Source organism: uncultured Dokdonia sp., assembly GCF_947492815.1.
Taxonomy (GTDB): Bacteria; Bacteroidota; Bacteroidia; order Flavobacteriales; family Flavobacteriaceae; genus Dokdonia.
This window is the reverse complement of sequence record NZ_CANLOB010000002.1, coordinates 211,626-231,485: the sequence shown is the minus strand read 5'-3', so window position 1 is coordinate 231,485 and position 19,860 is coordinate 211,626. Positions and strand designations below refer to the sequence as shown.

General features: G+C 33.4%; 16 protein-coding genes. 10 read left to right on the top strand and 6 right to left on the bottom strand.

The window, feature by feature from the left end:
- Window positions 1–160 precede the first annotated feature (160 nt).
- Both Q1A01_RS03695 and Q1A01_RS03690 read right to left on the bottom strand, forming a co-directional pair.
- On the bottom strand, window positions 161–1,891 hold the full coding sequence (locus tag Q1A01_RS03695; RefSeq protein WP_299676160.1) for a recombinase family protein: 1,731 nt from the start codon (window positions 1,889–1,891) through the stop codon (window positions 161–163).
- Window positions 1,892–2,037: 146 nt separating this feature from the next.
- The gene (locus Q1A01_RS03690) at window positions 2,038–2,250 is read right to left on the bottom strand and encodes a hypothetical protein (RefSeq protein ID WP_299676158.1); all 213 of its coding nucleotides are present in this window, start codon (window positions 2,248–2,250) and stop codon (window positions 2,038–2,040) included.
- Between the two features lie 142 nt (window positions 2,251–2,392).
- Here Q1A01_RS03690 and Q1A01_RS03685 point away from each other — a divergent pair, with 142 nt between their 5' ends.
- From Q1A01_RS03685 to Q1A01_RS03655, 7 genes are all read left to right on the top strand, one after another.
- Window positions 2,393–3,568 carry a type IV secretion system DNA-binding domain-containing protein gene (locus Q1A01_RS03685; RefSeq protein WP_299676155.1) on the top strand — a complete coding sequence of 392 codons (1,176 nt, stop codon included), beginning with the start codon at window positions 2,393–2,395 and terminating at the stop codon, window positions 3,566–3,568.
- Window positions 3,569–3,658: 90 nt separating this feature from the next.
- A complete protein-coding gene (locus Q1A01_RS03680; protein WP_299676152.1) occupies window positions 3,659–4,192 on the top strand; it encodes a JAB domain-containing protein in 534 nt (177 codons plus the stop codon).
- Window positions 4,147–4,944: a DNA adenine methylase gene (locus Q1A01_RS03675; RefSeq protein WP_299676149.1), complete on the top strand. Its 798-nt coding sequence runs from the start codon at window positions 4,147–4,149 to the stop codon at window positions 4,942–4,944. The genes Q1A01_RS03680 and Q1A01_RS03675 overlap by 46 nt, the downstream gene beginning before the upstream one ends.
- A 4-nt stretch (window positions 4,945–4,948) precedes the next feature.
- Window positions 4,949–5,176: a hypothetical protein gene (locus tag Q1A01_RS03670; RefSeq protein WP_299676146.1), complete on the top strand. Its 228-nt coding sequence runs from the start codon at window positions 4,949–4,951 to the stop codon at window positions 5,174–5,176.
- Between the two features lie 12 nt (window positions 5,177–5,188).
- Complete coding sequence (locus tag Q1A01_RS03665; protein ID WP_299676143.1) at window positions 5,189–5,809, top strand: hypothetical protein; 621 nt, start codon at window positions 5,189–5,191, stop codon at window positions 5,807–5,809.
- Window positions 5,810–5,839: 30 nt separating this feature from the next.
- Window positions 5,840–6,475, top strand: a complete 636-nt coding sequence (locus Q1A01_RS03660) for a hypothetical protein (RefSeq protein ID WP_299676140.1) — start codon at window positions 5,840–5,842, stop codon at window positions 6,473–6,475.
- A complete protein-coding gene (locus tag Q1A01_RS03655) occupies window positions 6,450–6,863 on the top strand; it encodes a hypothetical protein (RefSeq protein ID WP_299676137.1) in 414 nt (137 codons plus the stop codon). The genes Q1A01_RS03660 and Q1A01_RS03655 overlap by 26 nt, the downstream gene beginning before the upstream one ends.
- A gap of 1,442 nt (window positions 6,864–8,305) precedes the next feature.
- On the opposite strand, the gene Q1A01_RS03650 is transcribed toward Q1A01_RS03655, so the two are convergent.
- Together Q1A01_RS03650 and Q1A01_RS03645 are read right to left on the bottom strand one after the other, a co-directional pair.
- Complete coding sequence (locus Q1A01_RS03650) at window positions 8,306–8,722, bottom strand: hypothetical protein (protein WP_299676134.1); 417 nt, start codon at window positions 8,720–8,722, stop codon at window positions 8,306–8,308.
- Window positions 8,723–8,998: 276 nt separating this feature from the next.
- Window positions 8,999–9,493, bottom strand: coding sequence for a hypothetical protein (locus Q1A01_RS03645; protein WP_299676131.1), 495 nt, complete (start codon window positions 9,491–9,493; stop codon window positions 8,999–9,001).
- Window positions 9,494–9,891: 398 nt separating this feature from the next.
- On the opposite strand from Q1A01_RS03645, the gene Q1A01_RS03640 reads away from it, so the two are divergent.
- From Q1A01_RS03640 to Q1A01_RS03630, 3 genes are all read left to right on the top strand, one after another.
- A complete protein-coding gene (locus Q1A01_RS03640) occupies window positions 9,892–10,125 on the top strand; it encodes a hypothetical protein (RefSeq protein WP_299676128.1) in 234 nt (77 codons plus the stop codon).
- Window positions 10,126–10,593: 468 nt separating this feature from the next.
- Window positions 10,594–10,980, top strand: a complete 387-nt coding sequence (locus Q1A01_RS03635; RefSeq protein WP_299676125.1) for a hypothetical protein — start codon at window positions 10,594–10,596, stop codon at window positions 10,978–10,980.
- Between the two features lie 203 nt (window positions 10,981–11,183).
- Window positions 11,184–11,639 carry a DUF2750 domain-containing protein gene (locus tag Q1A01_RS03630; protein WP_299676122.1) on the top strand — a complete coding sequence of 152 codons (456 nt, stop codon included), beginning with the start codon at window positions 11,184–11,186 and terminating at the stop codon, window positions 11,637–11,639.
- A 113-nt stretch (window positions 11,640–11,752) separates the two neighbouring features.
- Here Q1A01_RS03630 and Q1A01_RS03625 read toward each other — a convergent pair whose 3' ends face one another.
- Together Q1A01_RS03625 and Q1A01_RS03620 are read right to left on the bottom strand one after the other, a co-directional pair.
- Window positions 11,753–15,910, bottom strand: a complete 4,158-nt coding sequence (locus Q1A01_RS03625; protein WP_299676119.1) for a DUF6443 domain-containing protein — start codon at window positions 15,908–15,910, stop codon at window positions 11,753–11,755.
- A 19-nt stretch (window positions 15,911–15,929) separates the two neighbouring features.
- Window positions 15,930–19,529: a hypothetical protein gene (locus tag Q1A01_RS03620; RefSeq protein ID WP_299676116.1), complete on the bottom strand. Its 3,600-nt coding sequence runs from the start codon at window positions 19,527–19,529 to the stop codon at window positions 15,930–15,932.
- Between the last annotated feature and the right edge of the window lie 331 nt (window positions 19,530–19,860).

Here is a 19,860-nt window from a genome sequence, read left to right as displayed (position 1 = left end):
AAGTCTTTTAGATACTAATTATATCTGTATAAAAAAGAACCATTAGTATAATAGTCCTTTTACTTTATCTATGGAGTTTCTATGTATTGTAAGTGTATCTATTTTAATATGAAATGAATATTATGATATGCCTTTTAGATGTATGTGACTAAAGTGCATATCATTTATAGTAGTAAGTTCGAATTTTACCCAACCAACACAGCACAGTAGGACATCTAACGTCCAAAACACTATTTAACCCTTTATTTATAACGTTATTTTTAGGTTCGAACGACTTGTATTTCTTATGTAGCATTTTTCGTCCTTTAATGAAGTGTTCTAACCAATCGGGCTTTATAATAAAGAGTTTTTCTTCATTCCAGACTAGGTTCGAACCAAGACTCTTCAAAAGCTCTTTTTTAGAATTATAGTCTGCCTTTTTGATAATCTGTCCAAGACTTTGCAAGTTATCTAACAAGCCATCCATTTCATTGTACCAATCTTCGGCGTATTTTTTTCCTTTCTGTTTTAAATTAAGTTCTTCCTCTAGTGTGGCTATATCTTTTTTAAATTCGTCCATTGAGATCATACCCTCAACAAAAAGCCTTCTCAGTTTTTCTCTTTTCGTTTCAAGGGAAGCGATTCCCTTTTGATGAATCTTCAGTAATCTTTTGTCTGTTTCCAGTTCTCGATCTCGTAATTCTTTTAAATGTTTCTTTGTCCAAGCAAATTCTTCAGGTGACATCTTTAAATCGGTATCGTAAAAATCAATAAGAAATGCATCTATCTTTTTTTCTTCAATACCCTTTGCGGAATACCCTTTGGTTTTTCTACGCTTAATATTGAAGTAGTAAGTATAAGATAGATATTTAGGGTGTTTCATTTTTGAAATTGCAATACCACATTCTGGACATGTTTCTTTCGCCCTATAAGCGAATTTCTTATTACAGTCACAGATGAGCTGAAACTTAACATCAGCGCCAATGGTATTACCGTCTTCTCCAATTATATGTCCCGTGTACGGTGTAAAGTGTTTTTGTACATTGGGGTGATTACGTTTACCAAGAATGACACGTATTTTAGAATGGTCTTCTTCTTTGATAATTCGAGGAACATCTTTGTGGAGTATCCGCAAGGTAGTGCCATTGTCTTTTTCATTTTTGGAATAGAAAAAACCAGCGTAAATAGGATTTTTTAAAACATGTTCTATCATAGACTGACCAAGGAATTTTCCTCCCTGTCGTTTAGAAAGTGGTGTAGTTAGCTTGAGTGTATTTCGAGCATACTCAGTAATAGAAGAAAGTGAATCGTTACCCTCCAGAAATCGGTTAAATAATAAATGTAGTTTTTCAAAACGTTGTTTATCTACTAACCAACCTCTATTACCTCGTTCCTCTGATTTATTATTGAGATAGCCTATAGGTGCTTTTCCACAAGGAAATCCTTTTTGATATCTTTTATTAAGCCCACTTTTGACAAAACTACTTTTGTCATCACTATCTTTTTTAGACATCATAAACTCAAACTGGAGCATCATTTTGTCTGTTGGAGTATTATAGTACACACGAGACGGAGTTTTAATATGATGAAGTTTTCCAATATCTAGTAAATAGATAATCATTCCTGCATCCATGGGATTCCGAGATAACCGATTAGGATGCCAACATAACCAAGCATTTACTGCCCCCTTTTCAGTTTGTTTAATAAGTTGATTAAACTCTTGCCGACCAATAGAAAATGCGGATTTTGTTTCTTCGAAAATGGAGTCGTGAAGTATTAATCCTTCTTTTTCTATTACAGAAAGTAAATCATCTTTTTGTCGTTCAATAGACTGCACTTGTCGGTCCTCGGATTCCGAAGATTTTCGTACATACCCTCCATAGATAAAATTGTGAATGATATGAGTGTTCATAAAATATATGTAAGTGCAAAAAAAGGGTGACAAGCAAATTCCTATTATCGTCAAACTCTAGGAAAAATCACTTATCACCCTATTTTTATGTACAGAAAAAGTTCTATACACGATTATATAATTTCCTAGAGTTTGACTTCTATAGTTTAGGATAAATCGTGAGTCCTGTCTATAAGAGCAAGTTTTTCTTTTTTGATAGCAAGACGTAATTGAATATTAGTAACAGTAAGCAAATGGAATCCTATATGATGGATGTCTTCTGGAGATAAGGATTCAAAGATATCTTTATTCATTTGGCGTTTTAAAATGTCGATCAGTTCATTGTATGCTGTATTAGAAAGTTTAAATGATGAACTCATTTTTTCGGAATTAGACATATTACCATACTAATCATAAAGAACACTATAATATAGATACGCCTTTTTGGCATATCGGCAACTCGAAATAAATCTCTAAAAGGGATATCTATTTTTTGTTTCTCCGACACGTCATACTTACCGTATGCACTTTATACGAAATCCTGATATCTCATACTTTGCTAGAACTGATTTTAGAAATACCAATGACCTTTTTGGTATCTATCAAGCTGATCGCATGTTTGGAATGTACTTACTCGGGAAGACAGGAAGTGGAAAAACGAATTTGCTTAAAACACTTTTATATCAGGACGTGTATAAGAGTAGAGGATGTTGCCTTTTTGATATTAATGGTGATCTGCTTAAAGAAGTTCTGGCGTTTATTCCAGAAGAACGCAAGAAAGATGTGGTGTATTTAGATGCTACTAATTTCAATCTTACTCTCGGATACAATCCTCTAAAGAAAGTGAGTTACACTAAGCGTGCATTAATAGCTTCGAGTATCTTAGAGACTTTTCAAAAACTATGGGGTGGTCAATCGTGGGGTTTAAAACTGGAATACATTTTACGAAATGTTATTTTAACGCTCCTCGATCAACCTAAAGCTACTTTTGATGATATCCCTAAATTACTTTTAGAATCTGAATATCAGAAGCAATGTTTGCCGAATATTATAAGTGAAAATGTTAAGCGGTTTTGGCAAGTGGAATTCCCTAAATATACTCGTACTGACATACTTCCTGTCTTAAACAAAGTAGGGAGTTTTTTATCCATTCCGATGCTCAAAAAGATCTTGGTTGATAATACCGAGCAAATCTCGTTGAGAGGTATTATGGATTCTCGAAAAATACTACTGGTAAATCTTTCTAAAGGAAGTCTAGGAAATGATGGTGCAAATTTATTAGGTTCACTTTTATTAACCGCTTTAGCTTCTGCTTCTTTTTCACGCATAAATATTGAAGAAAACAGGCGAGTTCCCTTTTTTATCTACCTTGATGAATTCCAAAACTATACTACCGAATCGCTTTCAGGAATGTTTGCGGAACTCAGAAAATTTAAAGTGAATTTTGTAATTGCCCATCAGTATCTACATCAATTAACGCCTAATATTAAAAATGCGGTACTTGGAAATATAGGAACGATTATTTGTTTCAAGCTGGGGCAAGCAGATGCAAAGTATATGGCTCAAGAATTCAGTCCAGTTTTTGAGACAACAGATTTCACCAATCTCGAACATTATCATATCTATTTAAAACTATTGATTAATGGGAAAACATCTACAGCTTTTTCAGCAAAAACAATAACCATTAATGAGATATAGTAGTATTTGACAAAATAGAAAATAGGCATATCTATAATTAAAATCCTATTGCTTCATACTGGTTTCAAACGAACCTTAATTCAATAATTTATGAAACCAACAAAAGAAGTCTACCCATTAGATATTTCCTTGTGCCACGAAGTTCAAATTCATTACAAACGTCCGCTCTATGACGAAACAAGAATAATACGAAGCAGTCAATCTGCTCAAAGTATCTTTCGTGATTTCATCGATACCGAACGATTAGATTATAAAGAGTTTTTCTTGGTAATGCTCCTGACTAATGCAAATCAAGTATTAGCAATCAGTGAAATATCAGTTGGCGTTACCACAGGAACGCTCGTAAACACCAAAGAAATTTTACAACTCGCTTTTCTGACAAACGCATCAGGTGTTCTTCTCTGCCACAATCACCCTTCTGGCACTCTCAAAAAATCGACAACAGATGAAATTATTACCAAACGTATCAAACAAGCTCTTGGCTTACTTGATATGAAATTACTCGACCATATTATCCTAACTACAGAAAGCTATGTCTCCTTTACTGATAAAGGATGGCTCGACCCTTCTGAAAAAACATGCCTAAACTCAAAACCCCAATCTCATATTACGGAGGGAAGCTGAATATGCTTTCTCATATTCTTCCTCTTATCCCACAACACAGAATCTACACCGAAGCCTTTTTTGGCGGTGGTGCTGTATTCTATGCAAAAGAACCTTCGGAATCAGAAACGATCAATGATACCAATGGGATGGTCGTCAATTTTTATGAAATAGTAAAAACTGATTTTGACTGGCTTAAAACACGTATTGAAGCAACCCTTTTTGCTCGTGATGCGTATTCAGAAGCACACCTTATTTATAAAAAGCCATCTTTTGGAGATAAACGGTTTCGTGCTTGGGCATTTTATATAGCCACGCAGATGGGCTTTGCTCATAACGTGGGGTCATGGGGCTATGACAAGTATGGAAAACGAGTTAAGGCTTTTAGGAATAAGAAGATTGCATTTGATCAGTCGATTTATAAGCGATTAGAGAATGTACAGATTGAGAATAACGATGCATTAAAAGTAATAGCTAGTCGTGATGCCGTAGATGCATTTCATTATATCGACCCGCCGTATATCAATTCTGATCAAGGATTGTATGAAGGCTATACCGAAAACGATTATCGTAAACTCTTAGACACGCTTTCTACTATCAAAGGAAAGTTTCTCTTGTCTTCGTATCCTTCTGATATTTTGGATGAGTATATCCAAAAGAACGGATGGTATACCAAACATTTTGAAAAACCTCTTAACGCCAGTCTTGGTAAAAAAGGAGAAAAGAATACTTCCCGAAAGATAGAAGTCTTAACCGCTAATTATCCTATTTAAAAATATGTCTAAAAAGAAATTACGCCTGAGCCTCTACCATGTAGATTACGGAGTATGGGCATTTCTTAAGGCTTTTGAAGCTCAAGCCCTTAAAGACGGATGGACTGAGAAAGAAATACAAGTCTGTATGGATGAAGCTTTTGAAAAAGGAGCAACCGTTCAAGTAGCCCATTCTCTCTTAGAACATGCCGTCATCACTAAACTCCAAAAGAGCCAATACAAAAAGAAATAATAACCAGCATCAATGGATGCACAAACACAACTAAACATGACACTCAAACAACAACGCTTGTTTCTGTATTTCTTTGAAGTACTGGAAGCACACTTACGATTTTCTAAATCTCTTCCTATAGCTCAAGAAATAAAAGAACTTCTTACCAAAGAAGAATGTATTGAAATTGCACTTTGGATTTTTCCAGATAAACATAGAAAAGAACTAGAATCCTTTGATGATGATAAACTACATAGCCTACTTGTGACTGACTATAACATCCTGTTATACATCATTCATAAATGGACTGTGAAGTTATCTCAACCGATTAGCTTTTCAGATGAGGAAGTCGATGCTTTGTTTACTAAAACAAACAATCAGATTCATTACTTGTATATGAAGCCTACTTCAGAGTGGGATAGCTATGACAGGAATAACTACATCTCATTACTCTACAAAGCTGGATTTACCATTCAGGTCTACGGTATTTATTCTTCTTCAGTAAAAGAAGAGGATAAATACATCGTGGAATCTCCACCAAAAGTGTTTTACGATACCAAAGAAGAAGCGGAAGCGGAAATCACTCGCCTTATCGAAAAAGAAAACTATAGCAAAGGAGACCTTGTGGTCTATCCGCTCTATAAAATCAAATAACTCAATTACTAATTTTTAAAACTGAATATTATGAAAACACCAAGTATTGTTGATACGCTGATACAGAATATCACTACCGATCAAGAACTCTTAAAAGATGCTGATGCAAAGATCACTCAAGCAAAAGAAGAAAAAGCAACTGTTGCAGATCGTCTCAAAGGCTATCGAAAAGAAGCAGAAGTTTTTTTAAAGTATGCCAATGAAGAACAAAAGAAACAGATTGAAGCATTAGGCTTTGATTCATCAGAGACCAAAAGTTCACTAAATGACGTAGCGACCAAAGCACTTAATATCATTATGGAAGCTAAAAATTATTCTTTAACAAACGATGAACTCTATACTATCTATGCAGGAAGTCATGAAAATCCGAAGGAGGTAGTAAACTATACCGCCTTTAATATTAAATGTAGACCACTATTTAATTCTCAACGATTGATTCGCAAAAAAGCAGCAGAGGGATTATCTTCTCGTGAAGACATCATTTCACTCAATGGAACGTCTATTAAAAAGGAAGATGTAAAAGACGGAGTACAAGGGGTAAAAGAAACATCCGAAGTAAAAGATGATGCAAAACAATCTGAAAAGAAAGAGCCTGTTAAAACTATTGCTTTAAAAAAAGGAACTCTCAAAGACAAGAAAGATGATACGACAGCAACAAAAAAGTAAGGCAATAGACAATGCCTTATGGCTCAACTTTGAAAACCGTACTACTGATAAAGAGTATGGAGTTATTCAAAGTATCGATCATGATTATTTGATTGTACCAGTCGATCATCCAACGGTTGTTGGAGAAACTTTTGAAGTATTACCCAAAAGTTACACTTCCCTCTCCTATGATCGAATTGCTGAAATCTTTGCAGATCGTAATCCATTATGGTTTTGGGAAGAGCTTAAAGGTACTTTTGGAACTTTGAACGGAGAACTTTTAAGATTCATTCTTGCCTATGATATACCGCTTGAAAAACTTATTCGTTATAGTTTGTCTGCTCGTGGGTATGACAAGGAAATGAAGTGGGTTGGATTTAATAAAGCCAAAGAGATTTGGTTAGAATAATTGAATACCTAAACATCTACATTCGTGTAGATGTTTTTTAATGGCATTAAGAATAGTTTATTTTAACAATGATTTTACCAAAAACTCTATAAATGGTTAAGTAATCACCATAAAATACGCAATCTAAAGTTAAAATTTGTGTAGTTCATCGATGTTTTAGTCACAAAGGTCTAAAAACTAAAATAATATATTTCAGTGGTATTTTAATCAATTATATTTGTAGTACCCAACTTGAATCATATTAATAGTAAAACAATTTATTGAATACTTAGATATAAGTGAGCGACAGATTTATTGGAGGAAATTAATAGTTTCAATGTGATAAATTGTTGAAGTTGGGTTTATTATGCAGAGATCAGTAATTCTCGATTATTGTTAGCATAACTAAGCTTTCTAAAAAATTTAAAACTATCTGATCAAGATATTTTTAAAGACACTTCACAAAATCGGAAATATAAAAGACTTGTATGCAAAACAAGTAAGTAATTAGAAGTAGTTGCGCATTTAAACAATAGGTGAATATATCTGTATGGTATAGAAGTCTCAAAATTTAAAAACTAAAAAATGATAATGATATAGATAAAATAATAAAATAGGTATCTAATAGTCTTGGACTTTTCTATGATAACATTTTTGCTGGTCAGAGCATTAATCTAAAATAGAAAAACCCTTACTGGTCAGAGTAAGGGCTTTGTATACCAATAAGTTTAACTTAAAATTAATAAATATGATTCTCACATCTTATTCACTTATTAAGTGTACCTTTTTGGCGTTTTTATTTTCGTCAATTCTATTTATCAAATGCTCTAATGTTTATTCTGAGGAATATTGTATTCTTCCAGAATGTTTCAAAATAAGCGCTAATGTCCAAATAAACGAGCATCGTTTTTCACGATGGTATTCTAGACAAAAAACTTAAATTGAGTTTACGTGAGTTGCTTTACTGGGGCATAAAGTGACTCCCATCAGAGGGGGTGCAAATATAGACAATATATTTTAATTTTAAAAAGTTAATGAATCTATCAGCACTATAATATTAATGAATATATAAGTAAATACCTATTATTTTCATAAAATATTTACAATACGCTCTAATTATTGTAAATATCATATTTTTAATTCATTTTTTAACAGTTTTGTTAAAAATAATTAAACACGATGTCCATTATAATAAAGGTCTTTCAATATTTTTAGATTTTTTCGAGAATACTTTAATTGACAATTGCTAAACTACTGATTAATTGAGCGTTATGATTTATTGGAAATATTTCTACAATCTAATCAATCTTATATTGTCGTTCATGACCTTGTGGTCTATGTTCTGCCCCCTTACCAATTGATTGACTCTACACCATATATGTAGGCTGTTGTTTAATTCTCAACGATTATTACGCAAAAAGCAGCAGATGGGCTGCATATGTAACAAATTAATTTTCAGTTATTTAAATATTAGATAGTTGTGCAAAATTATATGCAAACAGTGTATTCCAAAATATTGTCCGCAACCAATTCTTTCTTACTAATGATGATAACATTCTATCGCTGATTTTACCTCTTGAAATTTTTGAATGAATGGGAACAAATATTAAAAAAGTAATAAGCCATATAATCACAATAATGACTAAGTTGATGATTGTATTGAAATTTATTGTTAGCGTTAAGCTATAGAAAGCAATGCCTAACTGACCTAACATTAAAGGAATAACAATAAAACTAAAACGAGAAGTATAGTTACTATGCCATTCGACAAGGCTATTTCTGTCATAATAATGAAAACTAGGATATACAATAAGTTGGATAATCCAAATTAAAACAACTAATCCAAAATCTAGTAATAGACGAAAAATGGTTAATGACATTAATGATGATTATAAAATTGCTGTATAATTTACAATATTACAAAAGAATATCAGTGTAAGAAGATAAAGAAGGAGATTATAAATTAGCCTTTTATCCCTAAATAAAGGTTTCGAGTGCACTTGTGATGTATGTCCAAGGGCATTCATTTTTTATATAAGAGAAATAGGTTTGGTTATCTGCTCGTGGGTATGATAAAGAGGTGAAGTGGGGTAGATTCAATAAATCAGAGAGATTTGGTTAGAATAATTGAATACTTTATGATGATCATAACGTGATTATGCCACCTTATACTTCTCCATTCTATACTTAATAAACTTCAAATCTTCAAAATCTAGATCAAACCAAGAATCCATTATCCTCTTTTTATTAAATAACTTATGTAATTGTAGAACCTCGTATACCGAAGCTTCCCAACTTGTAATTAACTCATAACTGTTATGAAGTGCCTGTTCTTCATTACTTACTTTCGGAAGATACTTGTTACATATACACACAAGATTTTTAGTGGTATCCAGTAAGGTATAGCTTGTTCTAGTATCGACATCTATTTTCAAATGTAAATCCAAACCCATACCGCTTAATGTATTATTGATATTATCTACATAGAAAATAAAATATTTTCCCGTTTTATAGACCTGTACTCCAAAGCAATAATGTTTTTCCCCATTAACAACTTCTCTCACATTTGTTTCTGTTTCTTGTAGTAGTGAAATGGAATAATGGTCTAACTTATGAGAAGCATAAGAGAAATAGGTATTTATATCAGTCATCCTTTATATAATTGGGGTGTATAGAAAGTAACTGTTAGGGAGCAAGTACTTACATTATGTTTTTAATAAAATATTAATTACAATGTACTCATTATCCATTAATTATAAAATTAAATTCACAATTATATTAATATAATTATCTGATGCAATGATTTTTATACCTCTATGTACGAAATGACAAAGCATCTTAAAAAAGATGCTTTGCTGAAGTTGGGTAATTAATATGATTTCATCAGATTAAGATAATGAATACCATAGTGCTCTAAAAGTTGACAATACTCTTTATCCGATTTTTACACACGTTTACCGATCTAATCTAGGGTTATACTATGCTCAATTAAGATACAAAATTTATTTATATGTTTGTAAGAAAAAACTTATAATTAGTAAATTTAATTGTGGAACAAGAACAGCATACAAAACGAAAATCAAGCAATCAAAAGAGGTTTGAAAATAGCAGAGGTCATTATACTGATAGGCAAATTCTCATGGAATTATTATATAACGCTCGTGTATCTCGTGATACCGATTTAAAGGTAGCTAAGAATACGAAAACATTAGTATATCTAGGCATTGCCATATTACTAACACTAAATGTGGGTGTACTTTTCTATGTAAAAACCAATAGTTAAAGAGATAAATAGTAATTAGCAAAGCACCTTGTTTAAGGTGCTTTTACTAATCGTTTTAGTGTTAATCCCCCAATTAACACATTAATCAGGCAAATATAACTAACTAACAATTAATTATTTGTAGGAAAAACACCTATATTTGGATTAAGGGGAAATTATTGAATACGTATAAGCAAGAAATCTGAAGACACCATTATATGAAAGTATTTAAACAAGGACTCCGAGAACTCTCTCACTTCAATAGAGACTAGATTCAATTTGTCTTTAAAACACAATCTTTAAAAAGAAAAGAAATTGTATTAGCGAACATATTTATTTTATTTGTTCTTACTATGTTGGTTGTTATAAATGATCATTTCGTATAATGGATATATGGACGATTATAGGAATTATATCTTCTCTTTTAGGAATCGTTTCATTTGTCAAAAATGATATCCTTCTCACTTCCCTTTTTAAAAAAAGTCTCATATGAAAAGTGTTGCAGAACTGATGAGGATAATTGATACTACATTTTATCCTGTAGATGGTCCTAACCATTGTCATGAAGCCTATCATAATGATGCAGGAGAAGTTTTTGATAATCCAATTACAAATTTCTTCATTGCTTTAGCTGCGGTAATTATTATTGCTCTAATTCTGTATTTTCTTTCTGTCATTCGAGTTGTAAAAAAGAAAAAAATTGAACGAGATAAAAACTTACATAAACGTCTTGAGCGTTCGCATTTAATATTAAATAGTACTATAGAAGAACTTAAAAAACATGAAATAGATTTTGATACCAAAGCTTATAAAGAATCAATCGATAAATTAAACACAGAAAATGAGACGATGAAGACAATATTGAAGATATCATGATCTTCATTTCGAAATACTAATCAAATGGTAACTCTTTTCATATCGTAAAATTCTAAACTTTATAGATGTGAAAGTCCAAGTATAATTTACTATTCTATATAAAAATGGTATTCATTGTATTGGACTCATTCATCCATTTTGAGTTTAAGCTAAAAATCAGTTAAATTTGTTGTAGAAGTTTAACTGATATAAAGAATAATAAAATGTTACAAGATTCATTACTAATTGAAAAAAGACATAAAAGATTTATAAAAACTATATGTAAATCTGAAGTAGTGTATGTTTTGAAAAGTAGTGGAGGTTTCGCAACTTCTAGTTCGACTCAATATGATGATGATGATGGAAACCCTATTGGTCTTATTTGTTTTTGGGCAGAAAAAGCACTAGCAAAGTCTTGTATAAAAGGTGAGTGGATAAAATATAAAGTAATAGAAATTTCCCTTGTTGATTTTATAGAAAATTGGTGTATTGGCATGGAGAATGACAATCTATTAGTAGGTTCAGAATTTGACCAAAATATGTTTGGTTTCGAAGCTGAACCTTTAGAATTGATTCTCGATTTAATAAATGAACTAAACTCTCTAAAAAAAGATTTAAACTTTAGAAAATTTGAAGGGATCAATGACTTAGAGCAACAAATAAAAGATATTCTTAAATAAGATAAGAAAGGATATCTTTCTTCAACTCAAAAAAATTAAAAGGCTAGATCAATAATATTGGTCTAGCCTTTTAATTTATGCTTATTTACAATAAACAGTTATCTATTATTAAATCATCCATCACAACTCTCCTCATTACAAGTATCTCCTTGCTGTTGGTTGTTATTGTTTGAATTATCTTGACTTTCACTAGAACCATTATTTTCATTTAAAACTTCGTCAGTATATTGTACAAGTCCAGAAAGACCCCAATTCATAGGATTCATTTCATCTAAAAATTGAGTGATTTCATTTTCTCCAAATATTTTTTTAGCAGGGTTTTCTATACCATCTGATATCGGTGCCAGCCAAGCAGCATAAGCAGCTGCAAATTGTTCAGATTTCTCCGCTGCTGATGGCTCTGAATCAATTTCTTCCTCTGCTGATACTGATGTTGATGCCCCTACTATTAAAAGCCCTGCAATTATTGGACGTTCTTTATTTTTTCTGCCATTATTATCATATTTATGCTGAAGCCTATGTAAAAACCTGTCTTGAACATTTGAGTGTTCATAACCATATCCTTTAGCAGCTTCTCTTCCTCTTTCATGTGCTAAATCTTTTCCAGGTGGATTCCTAAGGTTTTTTCTGGGATTTCCTCTTTTATTTTTACTTTTCCTTTTAATATGATTAAGGTCTGACTTTATCCATCCCTTATCAGCTCTACTAACATTAGGGTCGCTAAGTAATGATCTTAACTTTGCCTGTTTTCCTTGCCTACCAGCTTTTTTCAGTGATCTCAAAGCTGTCTTTAACAATCCCTTGACTGGATTTCCAGGTCCTTGAGGCGCCATACCGTCAGGGTCTGTAAAAAATATAGGGTTATCGAAAGCATAATTATATGGAGAATGTCTCCTCATTTTATCTGCAAGTGGATCAATATTCATCCATCTTCCTATAGCAGGATCATAGTTACGAGCAGAAATATCATACCAATCAAGCCCAAGTTCTTCTCCTAATTCTTTATTTCCATACCCAAATCGGTTTGCAACGCTGTTTACATTTGATGTAACCACGTCATTATATCCTTTTTGTTGCAATCCAAATGGATAATAGTGCTTCTCAGATATAATTTCTGATGACGGTTTAATTGATCCATCTCCATCCGAGTCACTATAAGTTAGTCGTACATTTCCTAGATGATCAGTATAATTAAACGCATACTGATATGATGAAAAAGATGTCGTTTGCGTTTGTGAACTAAACTTCTGAATAGATTTAGAAGTACCATATACGGGCTCTACATATCCTTCAGGATGTGGAAACATCTTTAGAGATTCAGTATTATTACTGTTTTCATAAATATACCCTCCTGCATAATAGGTTATAATCGGTCCATTTTGATTTACATCATTCACTACTTTGGCAAGTTTTATTCCTGTCGCATCGTAAATATAGTTAATTGTTCCTTGTTGAGCATCTCCTTCAGCATCAATTGTATTAATGGTTACAGTTTCAGGAAGATTAAGATAATTATACTCAATATTGTCAATCCCTTTATTATTATCTAGGATCATATTTCCATTCACATCATATTGATAATCATCACCAGTAGTATTTCCATCATAGAACCCTTGTTTTTTGATACTTTGTGTATTCGCATTATCAGTTACACTGAGTAATTGGTTCCCATTATAAATATAGGTTAGATTATCCATTATTCCTGTGCTTGTTGTGTTTGGAATAGCTCCTCTACGCTCTAAAGCACCAATGTTTCCATTCTTATCATAATTAACCCCAAGCAAACTATAACTATCTACAGTATCGTAGTTTGTCCCACGCCTACTAAAGCCACTATTAATCCTATTTAAATCATCATAGGCATAGCCATAAGCTCTTGTTTGATTATCAGAATTAGCAGTACTCCACATCGTCTGAGAAATATTACCATTGTATAAAGGTTGAACACTACCTGTAGCATTCATTCCATCTTTTGTGTCGTAATTGATATGGAAGTTGAACAAATCACGTTCTCCAGAATTACTATTAATATCGTTAATATCAGTGAGCCATCCTCGTACGTTATACTGATAATCTACTTTTTGAAGACTCTTATCAATAGTTGTCGCATATAAATTCAAACTACTTATCTGCGCTCCTTGGTCAGCCATCACCATATCACCGACTAACGAAGGGAAGTTCTGTGTCATGGTATAGGTCGCTACAACAGCTCCATTGTGGATAAAAGAAAGCACATTTGCTTCTCGCTCTATAGCAAAGTGATCATTTGCATTGTAATTGATATATCCAGATAAATAAGAAAAAGATCCATTTTCAAGTATTCTAACCTTATATCTTCCTGGGTTATTCCAATTAAAAAAGAAGGCATATTCAATCTCATTAACAGAATTTGTATACTGATTGTTATCATTAAGTCCTACTACATATCTTTTATTCTCTGAAAGATTTATAAAAGAAAGTCCTCCATCTCCTTCTATCTTTCCAACGGTAGCTAGTCCTGAATCATAAGAACTCGTCGCATAGGTTTTGGTAATTATTCCTTCTTCTGATACATCGATACGACCAGCAGTAATATCAGTATATCCTGATTCAAAGAGTTGTCCTCCTACTCGCTTTGATTCTAATTGTCCTAATTCATCATAGGTATTGCTCGCTATGAGTTGCACAGGCTCGTTATCAATTTGTTGCAAATGATTGATCAGCCTATTTTGATGGTCATAACTAAAGAAATCTTTTGTTACCACTGCTTGATGTCCAGCTTTTTGATGTGTTGTTCTTGTCTCAAGTACTTTTCCTGTAAAATCTAAAAGTGATTCTGAAGTGTCTATCGTGCCTAAATAGGTGTTTTCACTACGAACAAAGATCGGGCGTCCTTTATCATCATAACCAGTAATGGTTGTAATCCAATCATCAGTTCCTAATACGCGTACTTTTGATACAGTTGGTAATCCTTGGGTATTTGAAGTAAGGATTTGTCCGTATACTGAATTTGGCAAACTATATCCACCTAGGTCTTCATACGTATCATAATAGTTAACCGTAAGCACCTCATTGAATGTTGTTGGTACAGTATTTTGGGTATAGTATAAATCAATTCCCCCTGTAGTTACAGGATTTGTTATTCGCGACTCATATTGTTGTACTTGCCCAAAAGTATTATCTGCAACACTTTGATAGGTTGTTCTTGAAATATTCGCATTTTTAATTCCTGTATAAACGACTCTTCCAAAAGCATCATACTTGGTAAAAAGCCATTCTCTTTGAGGAGTCACAGCGTATTGATTTGCATCTTGAGTTAAGATAGGCTGATCTAGTTTATTATATACAATAGACTCCCACCCTTTGGCAGGGACTTTCTTCTCAATAAGTCTGTTTCGATAGTCATACTTATATTGATAACACAAATCATTAAGTATTTGCTGATAATTACTTCTAAGTACATTTCCGTTTACAATTTGATCACTCCCTTCTGGAGAAAGCACAAAAGATAGATTACCATAATCATCATAGATATAATAGGTATCATGTGGAATATCATTATTATAGGTGCGTTTTAAAACAACCTGTCCTTTCTTATTAGCGAATTCCTCCGTAGTATGATTATCTCCAGAAGCTATTGTCCAGTTCTCATCCTTAGTGATGTTTTTATAAAGCTCATTCGCTGAATAAAATCCAGATAAGGTAAGAGAAGGAGTCTGGGTATTCCCTCCAGTAAAACTCACATCAAAAAAGCGTACTTCATTTGCTATATTATGTAGATATTCAAATTTGATAGTATGATCGGTATCATCTTGTCCTACTACCCAAGAAGCCCCAGGCGCTCCTTGTTTTAATACTCTATTAAGCGGTGAGTTTTCATACACCATCTCTGAATATGGATTCAGAGTATTTTCATATTTAGAGCTATTATAGAAACTTCCTATGTTAGCTTTAAGAACCGTTTGATCCATAAAATCTAATGGATTCGGTATTTGCGAAGGTGTAGCATAAGGAAGATATTGCTTTGGTGTTCTTCCTAAAGCATCATATTCTGTATAGGACATGATATTTTGTCCTTGACCTCCTGCACCTACAGCAATAGATTGAATAGGTCGTCCAAGACCATCTACATAGCCAATAGATTCAATCTTTTGAGACGGATCAAGATTATCTTCTTGTCCCTCTTCAACTGGCTGTTGATAGCTCGTTGTTTTTACGTAATTCTTATCCTGTGATTGTCCGATAATTAACATCGGAATGAGTAATGCGATGGTGATTATATATTTTTTCATCTGTTTTTCCGATTTATAATTAGTTAGAGGTACTATAGTGATATTCATTTTTAGAATAGACTTTTCCGTCTTGATCTTTGACATACTTCAGCCTATTCTGAGTGTCATACTCATAGAACATGGTATAGCCTCGGGGATCGGTAACTGATGTAACCCCTACAAGTGGTTTGTACGTATAAGTGGTCACCTGTGCATTTGGATTATTTTGTCTTATCTCATCTAATTCTGATTGTAAGACGGCATCTGATGCTGGACTATTAATGATTTCAAAATCTAATCCATTTGTTGCATTTAGATAGCGAGCATTAGCCACTTTTGCGACAACATACTTCCCGTCATATCCCCAGATAAATGAGGTATATTCTCCTGCTGTATTTCTCACTTCCTGAATATTTCCTATCTCACTATATCCCTCAAAACGGATACGTTCTTCTAATGCATCGGTTGCTTTAGCGCTTTCGATACTACTAGGTTTAAATCCATTTTCCACTTGCGTGAAATTTGTTTTCTGAGTTGCCAGCAATGTACCATCCTGCGTTGCTTTGGTCATCACTGGTGTGGTAATAACATTATTTGCAACCATATCCTGATATTGCTCCTCTGAAGCTACTTCAGTACTATATGGATAGAATAACTCTTGTGAAGTAACTTCTCCTTCGCTAGTGGTCGTGGTTTGTTTTTTCACCTGTGTATAGCTATCATATTCTATACTCTGAATACTAGTGATTCCTTGTGTATAGGTCGTGGTTTGAGTAGGGCGCCTACTAAGAACTGTCTCTCTGTACGGATGCACATCATGAAGATCTTTGAGTGCTTGAGCTTCTGCAGGATCTGAAGGATACGGTTCATCATAATCATATAGCGAATAATCGAGGATACGATGTGGTTTTATAACTATTTTAAAACTCCAAGGATGATCTGTATTGGTATCATAGCTATAGGTTTCTCCATTATCAAAATATTCGTGATTACTACTTGGTTTTTTTAAAATCCCATGTAACGTTTCATTAGAACGAACTGTATCATAATCAACAGTATTGGGGTTATAAACAAATGTCTCACCTCCTTTAGGTACTGCCTTAGTCAAATCTTCTTGTGTAGGAACTCCTGGATATCTGAAATAAGGGTACTCTTGTGGAAATGTAAACTCTTGTGTTGTGTATCCTTCTGGATATACATCGGTATACCTACCTATCACGCCATCTACATTTACTACAGCATTAGGGTTTGGGCCACTAACCGTGATAATTCTTGAACCGTTAGGATTGGTGTCTAAAGGAATCGTAGATACCGATAATGCTTCTTCTCCAGATACTGGTTGAAATACCTCACCTTCTTCAGAATAGGTACGTACTTTTCCGTAATAGACAGGAACACCATTGGCATCATTTAGATAGCTAAATGCTTTGATATCATGTATTCTTACTTCTTGATATTCATTTCCAGACGGATGATTTAATCGTGTTAAATGCTGAGTAAATATTTCTTGAGGTATATGATTAATACGCCCTGTAGAGAGCCCTTCATCGTCATTATAATCATAGATGGTTTTTGTTGCTAACGCCCCATCAGTATAATGATTAATTCTAGTCACACGAATCCCTCCTATATTTACATTGGCAGACTCTGGCACTTCATTATTCTGATCGGTTGGGGGTTCATAAAATCCTATTCTAATTTCTCCATGCATAGAACCTGTAGAAAACAGTGGTGGAGAATTTCCATTATTAGGTTTTGTTGTAATAGTAAATTCATAAGTACCAGGAGCAATCACTACACGTCCAGCAGAATTCTCTTCTTTATATCCGTATCCACTTGGTGTATTATCTAATTCTATGGAAGTAATTAATGTTGGACATAATACAGGAAGCGGGTAAAAAGAACAATTGACACTGAGCACTTCTCTCATGCTTGGAGCTTGTTCGTAATAATACCCTGATGTATCATAACCCCCACTGTAACAATTATACTCATTACAAGGTCCTCCTCCTATTTTTGTAATTTTTGCTTCTAAAAAATTATTTAACGCATCCCCTTCTAATTTATGAGAAATATAGGCTTCGGTAGGCTCATTAAAAGTATATTGAAAAGTAACTTCTCTCTCATCATTATCTACAGATGGATTTAACTGAACTAGTAATTGTCTATTAAAAGCAACAGGACCATTTCCTACAGATTCATTATAATCATCAGCTATTTGGTTTTGCTCATATTCAATTGTAGAATATCCACCTGTAGGGTATAAGATACGTCTCATAGCTCCTAAACGAGTACTTGAAAAATCTGGAGACTTATCTGCGATATATCCCCCTTGTTCTAAGTTAACAGCATAGTCATTATTTGCATCATTAAAATACTTCCAAGAATCCTGATCTAACGGCAGATCATTTTCATTCAGAAAATAAACGGGCATATCTTCAGGCGTATGGATTCCGTGATATTCAAATCCATAAAGAAACTCATTATTTTTTTGAATATTGACTAATCCTTCGCGTACTCCTAAATAACTAATATCATATTGATCTACTACCGTATTTTCAATATTCTTAAGCGTAATACTATTGTAAAGTAACCGCCCATCTGCGGTTGTAGCGGTTCCAAAATCTAATGATCCTTCTGGGAAATCAATACGACTTAAATTCATACGACGCATTACTGTTTTGCTGATACGATCTCCATAGCCTGCAACAAAAGAGTTGGGATCTCCAGAAGGTGTGCCTTCAAATCCAGAAATAAGGGTTGTCCCCCAAGCAGCGTAGCCCCATAGGTCATACTGCTCTTCTTCATAGGTATATTCAATATCTTCCCCATTAGGATATAAGACACGACTTAATACCCAAGAAGTATTTTTATCTTCTGTATACTTAGTAAGTCCTACAGGTTCTGTATACACAGATTCTGTATTGTCATTATCAAAATAGTATTTAACACCTTGATCACTGGTCACCACAAAAGAGCCCACAGCAAAATATTCTGTAGTACTCATGGTAACGTCTACTTTATAGTTATGCTGAGATAGGTAATACGGTACTACTGTATTACCTTCATATCGCAGTTTAAAAGAAAACTGCATCCCCCCTACATTTACAGTATATTTATCTACTTCAGAGTCATACTTATTATATAATATTTCAATAAAATCATAGATTTCCATAGGCCCTAAAGTCGCATTATTAGGGTCATTCCAATTAGCCATAAAAGGTTCTAAAATGGTTCCTTTTACATTATTGGCTCCATAATATCCGTCGGGATGCCCGTCAGGGAGTCCTCGTACTTCTTTTGTAATAGAGCCATAGGCATTTAAATTCCACCCCAGTCCCCATAATGAAGGAGCAGCTTCTAAAATAAGCCCTCCATAACTATATTCTAAACTTACAGGCATGCTACCTCCGTCTACGGCTATGTTATAAATAGGTACACTAAAGCCCATTTTTCCTGTGGCCGTATTAATAGGCACATTACCATAACGACCAAGACTAGCTGTTTGCGGGTTTACAGGAGTAATATCAGGAGCTTGGTAGCCAGATGTTCCATTTCCTGAATCTCCATCTATTTGCGAATAGAGAGGAGAGAAGGATATTAAAAAAATAAAAGATAAAAACAAAGATATTCTACTCATAGTGATGAATATATAATGGTTACTAATTTGGTATTAAGACACGCATAGAAATCATCACATACATCAAATCAAAATAGATGTAATAGATTTCCACAGACGTATCTGTTTTTCAATAAAAGGGGTGGTGGTGCTTGTTTTGGTAAAAATGAAATGACGGTTATGATGGTTAATCAGCATAATCATTTCATATTTATAACTCCAAAATTAAAAAATAAGTATGAAATTTTAACACTTTGTTACTGAAATAACTGAGAAACAAATGTCAATATTCCTTAATACATTGGTAAATAAAGCATTATTGTGTGTTATTTTTATGTTAACAGCCTTTTTT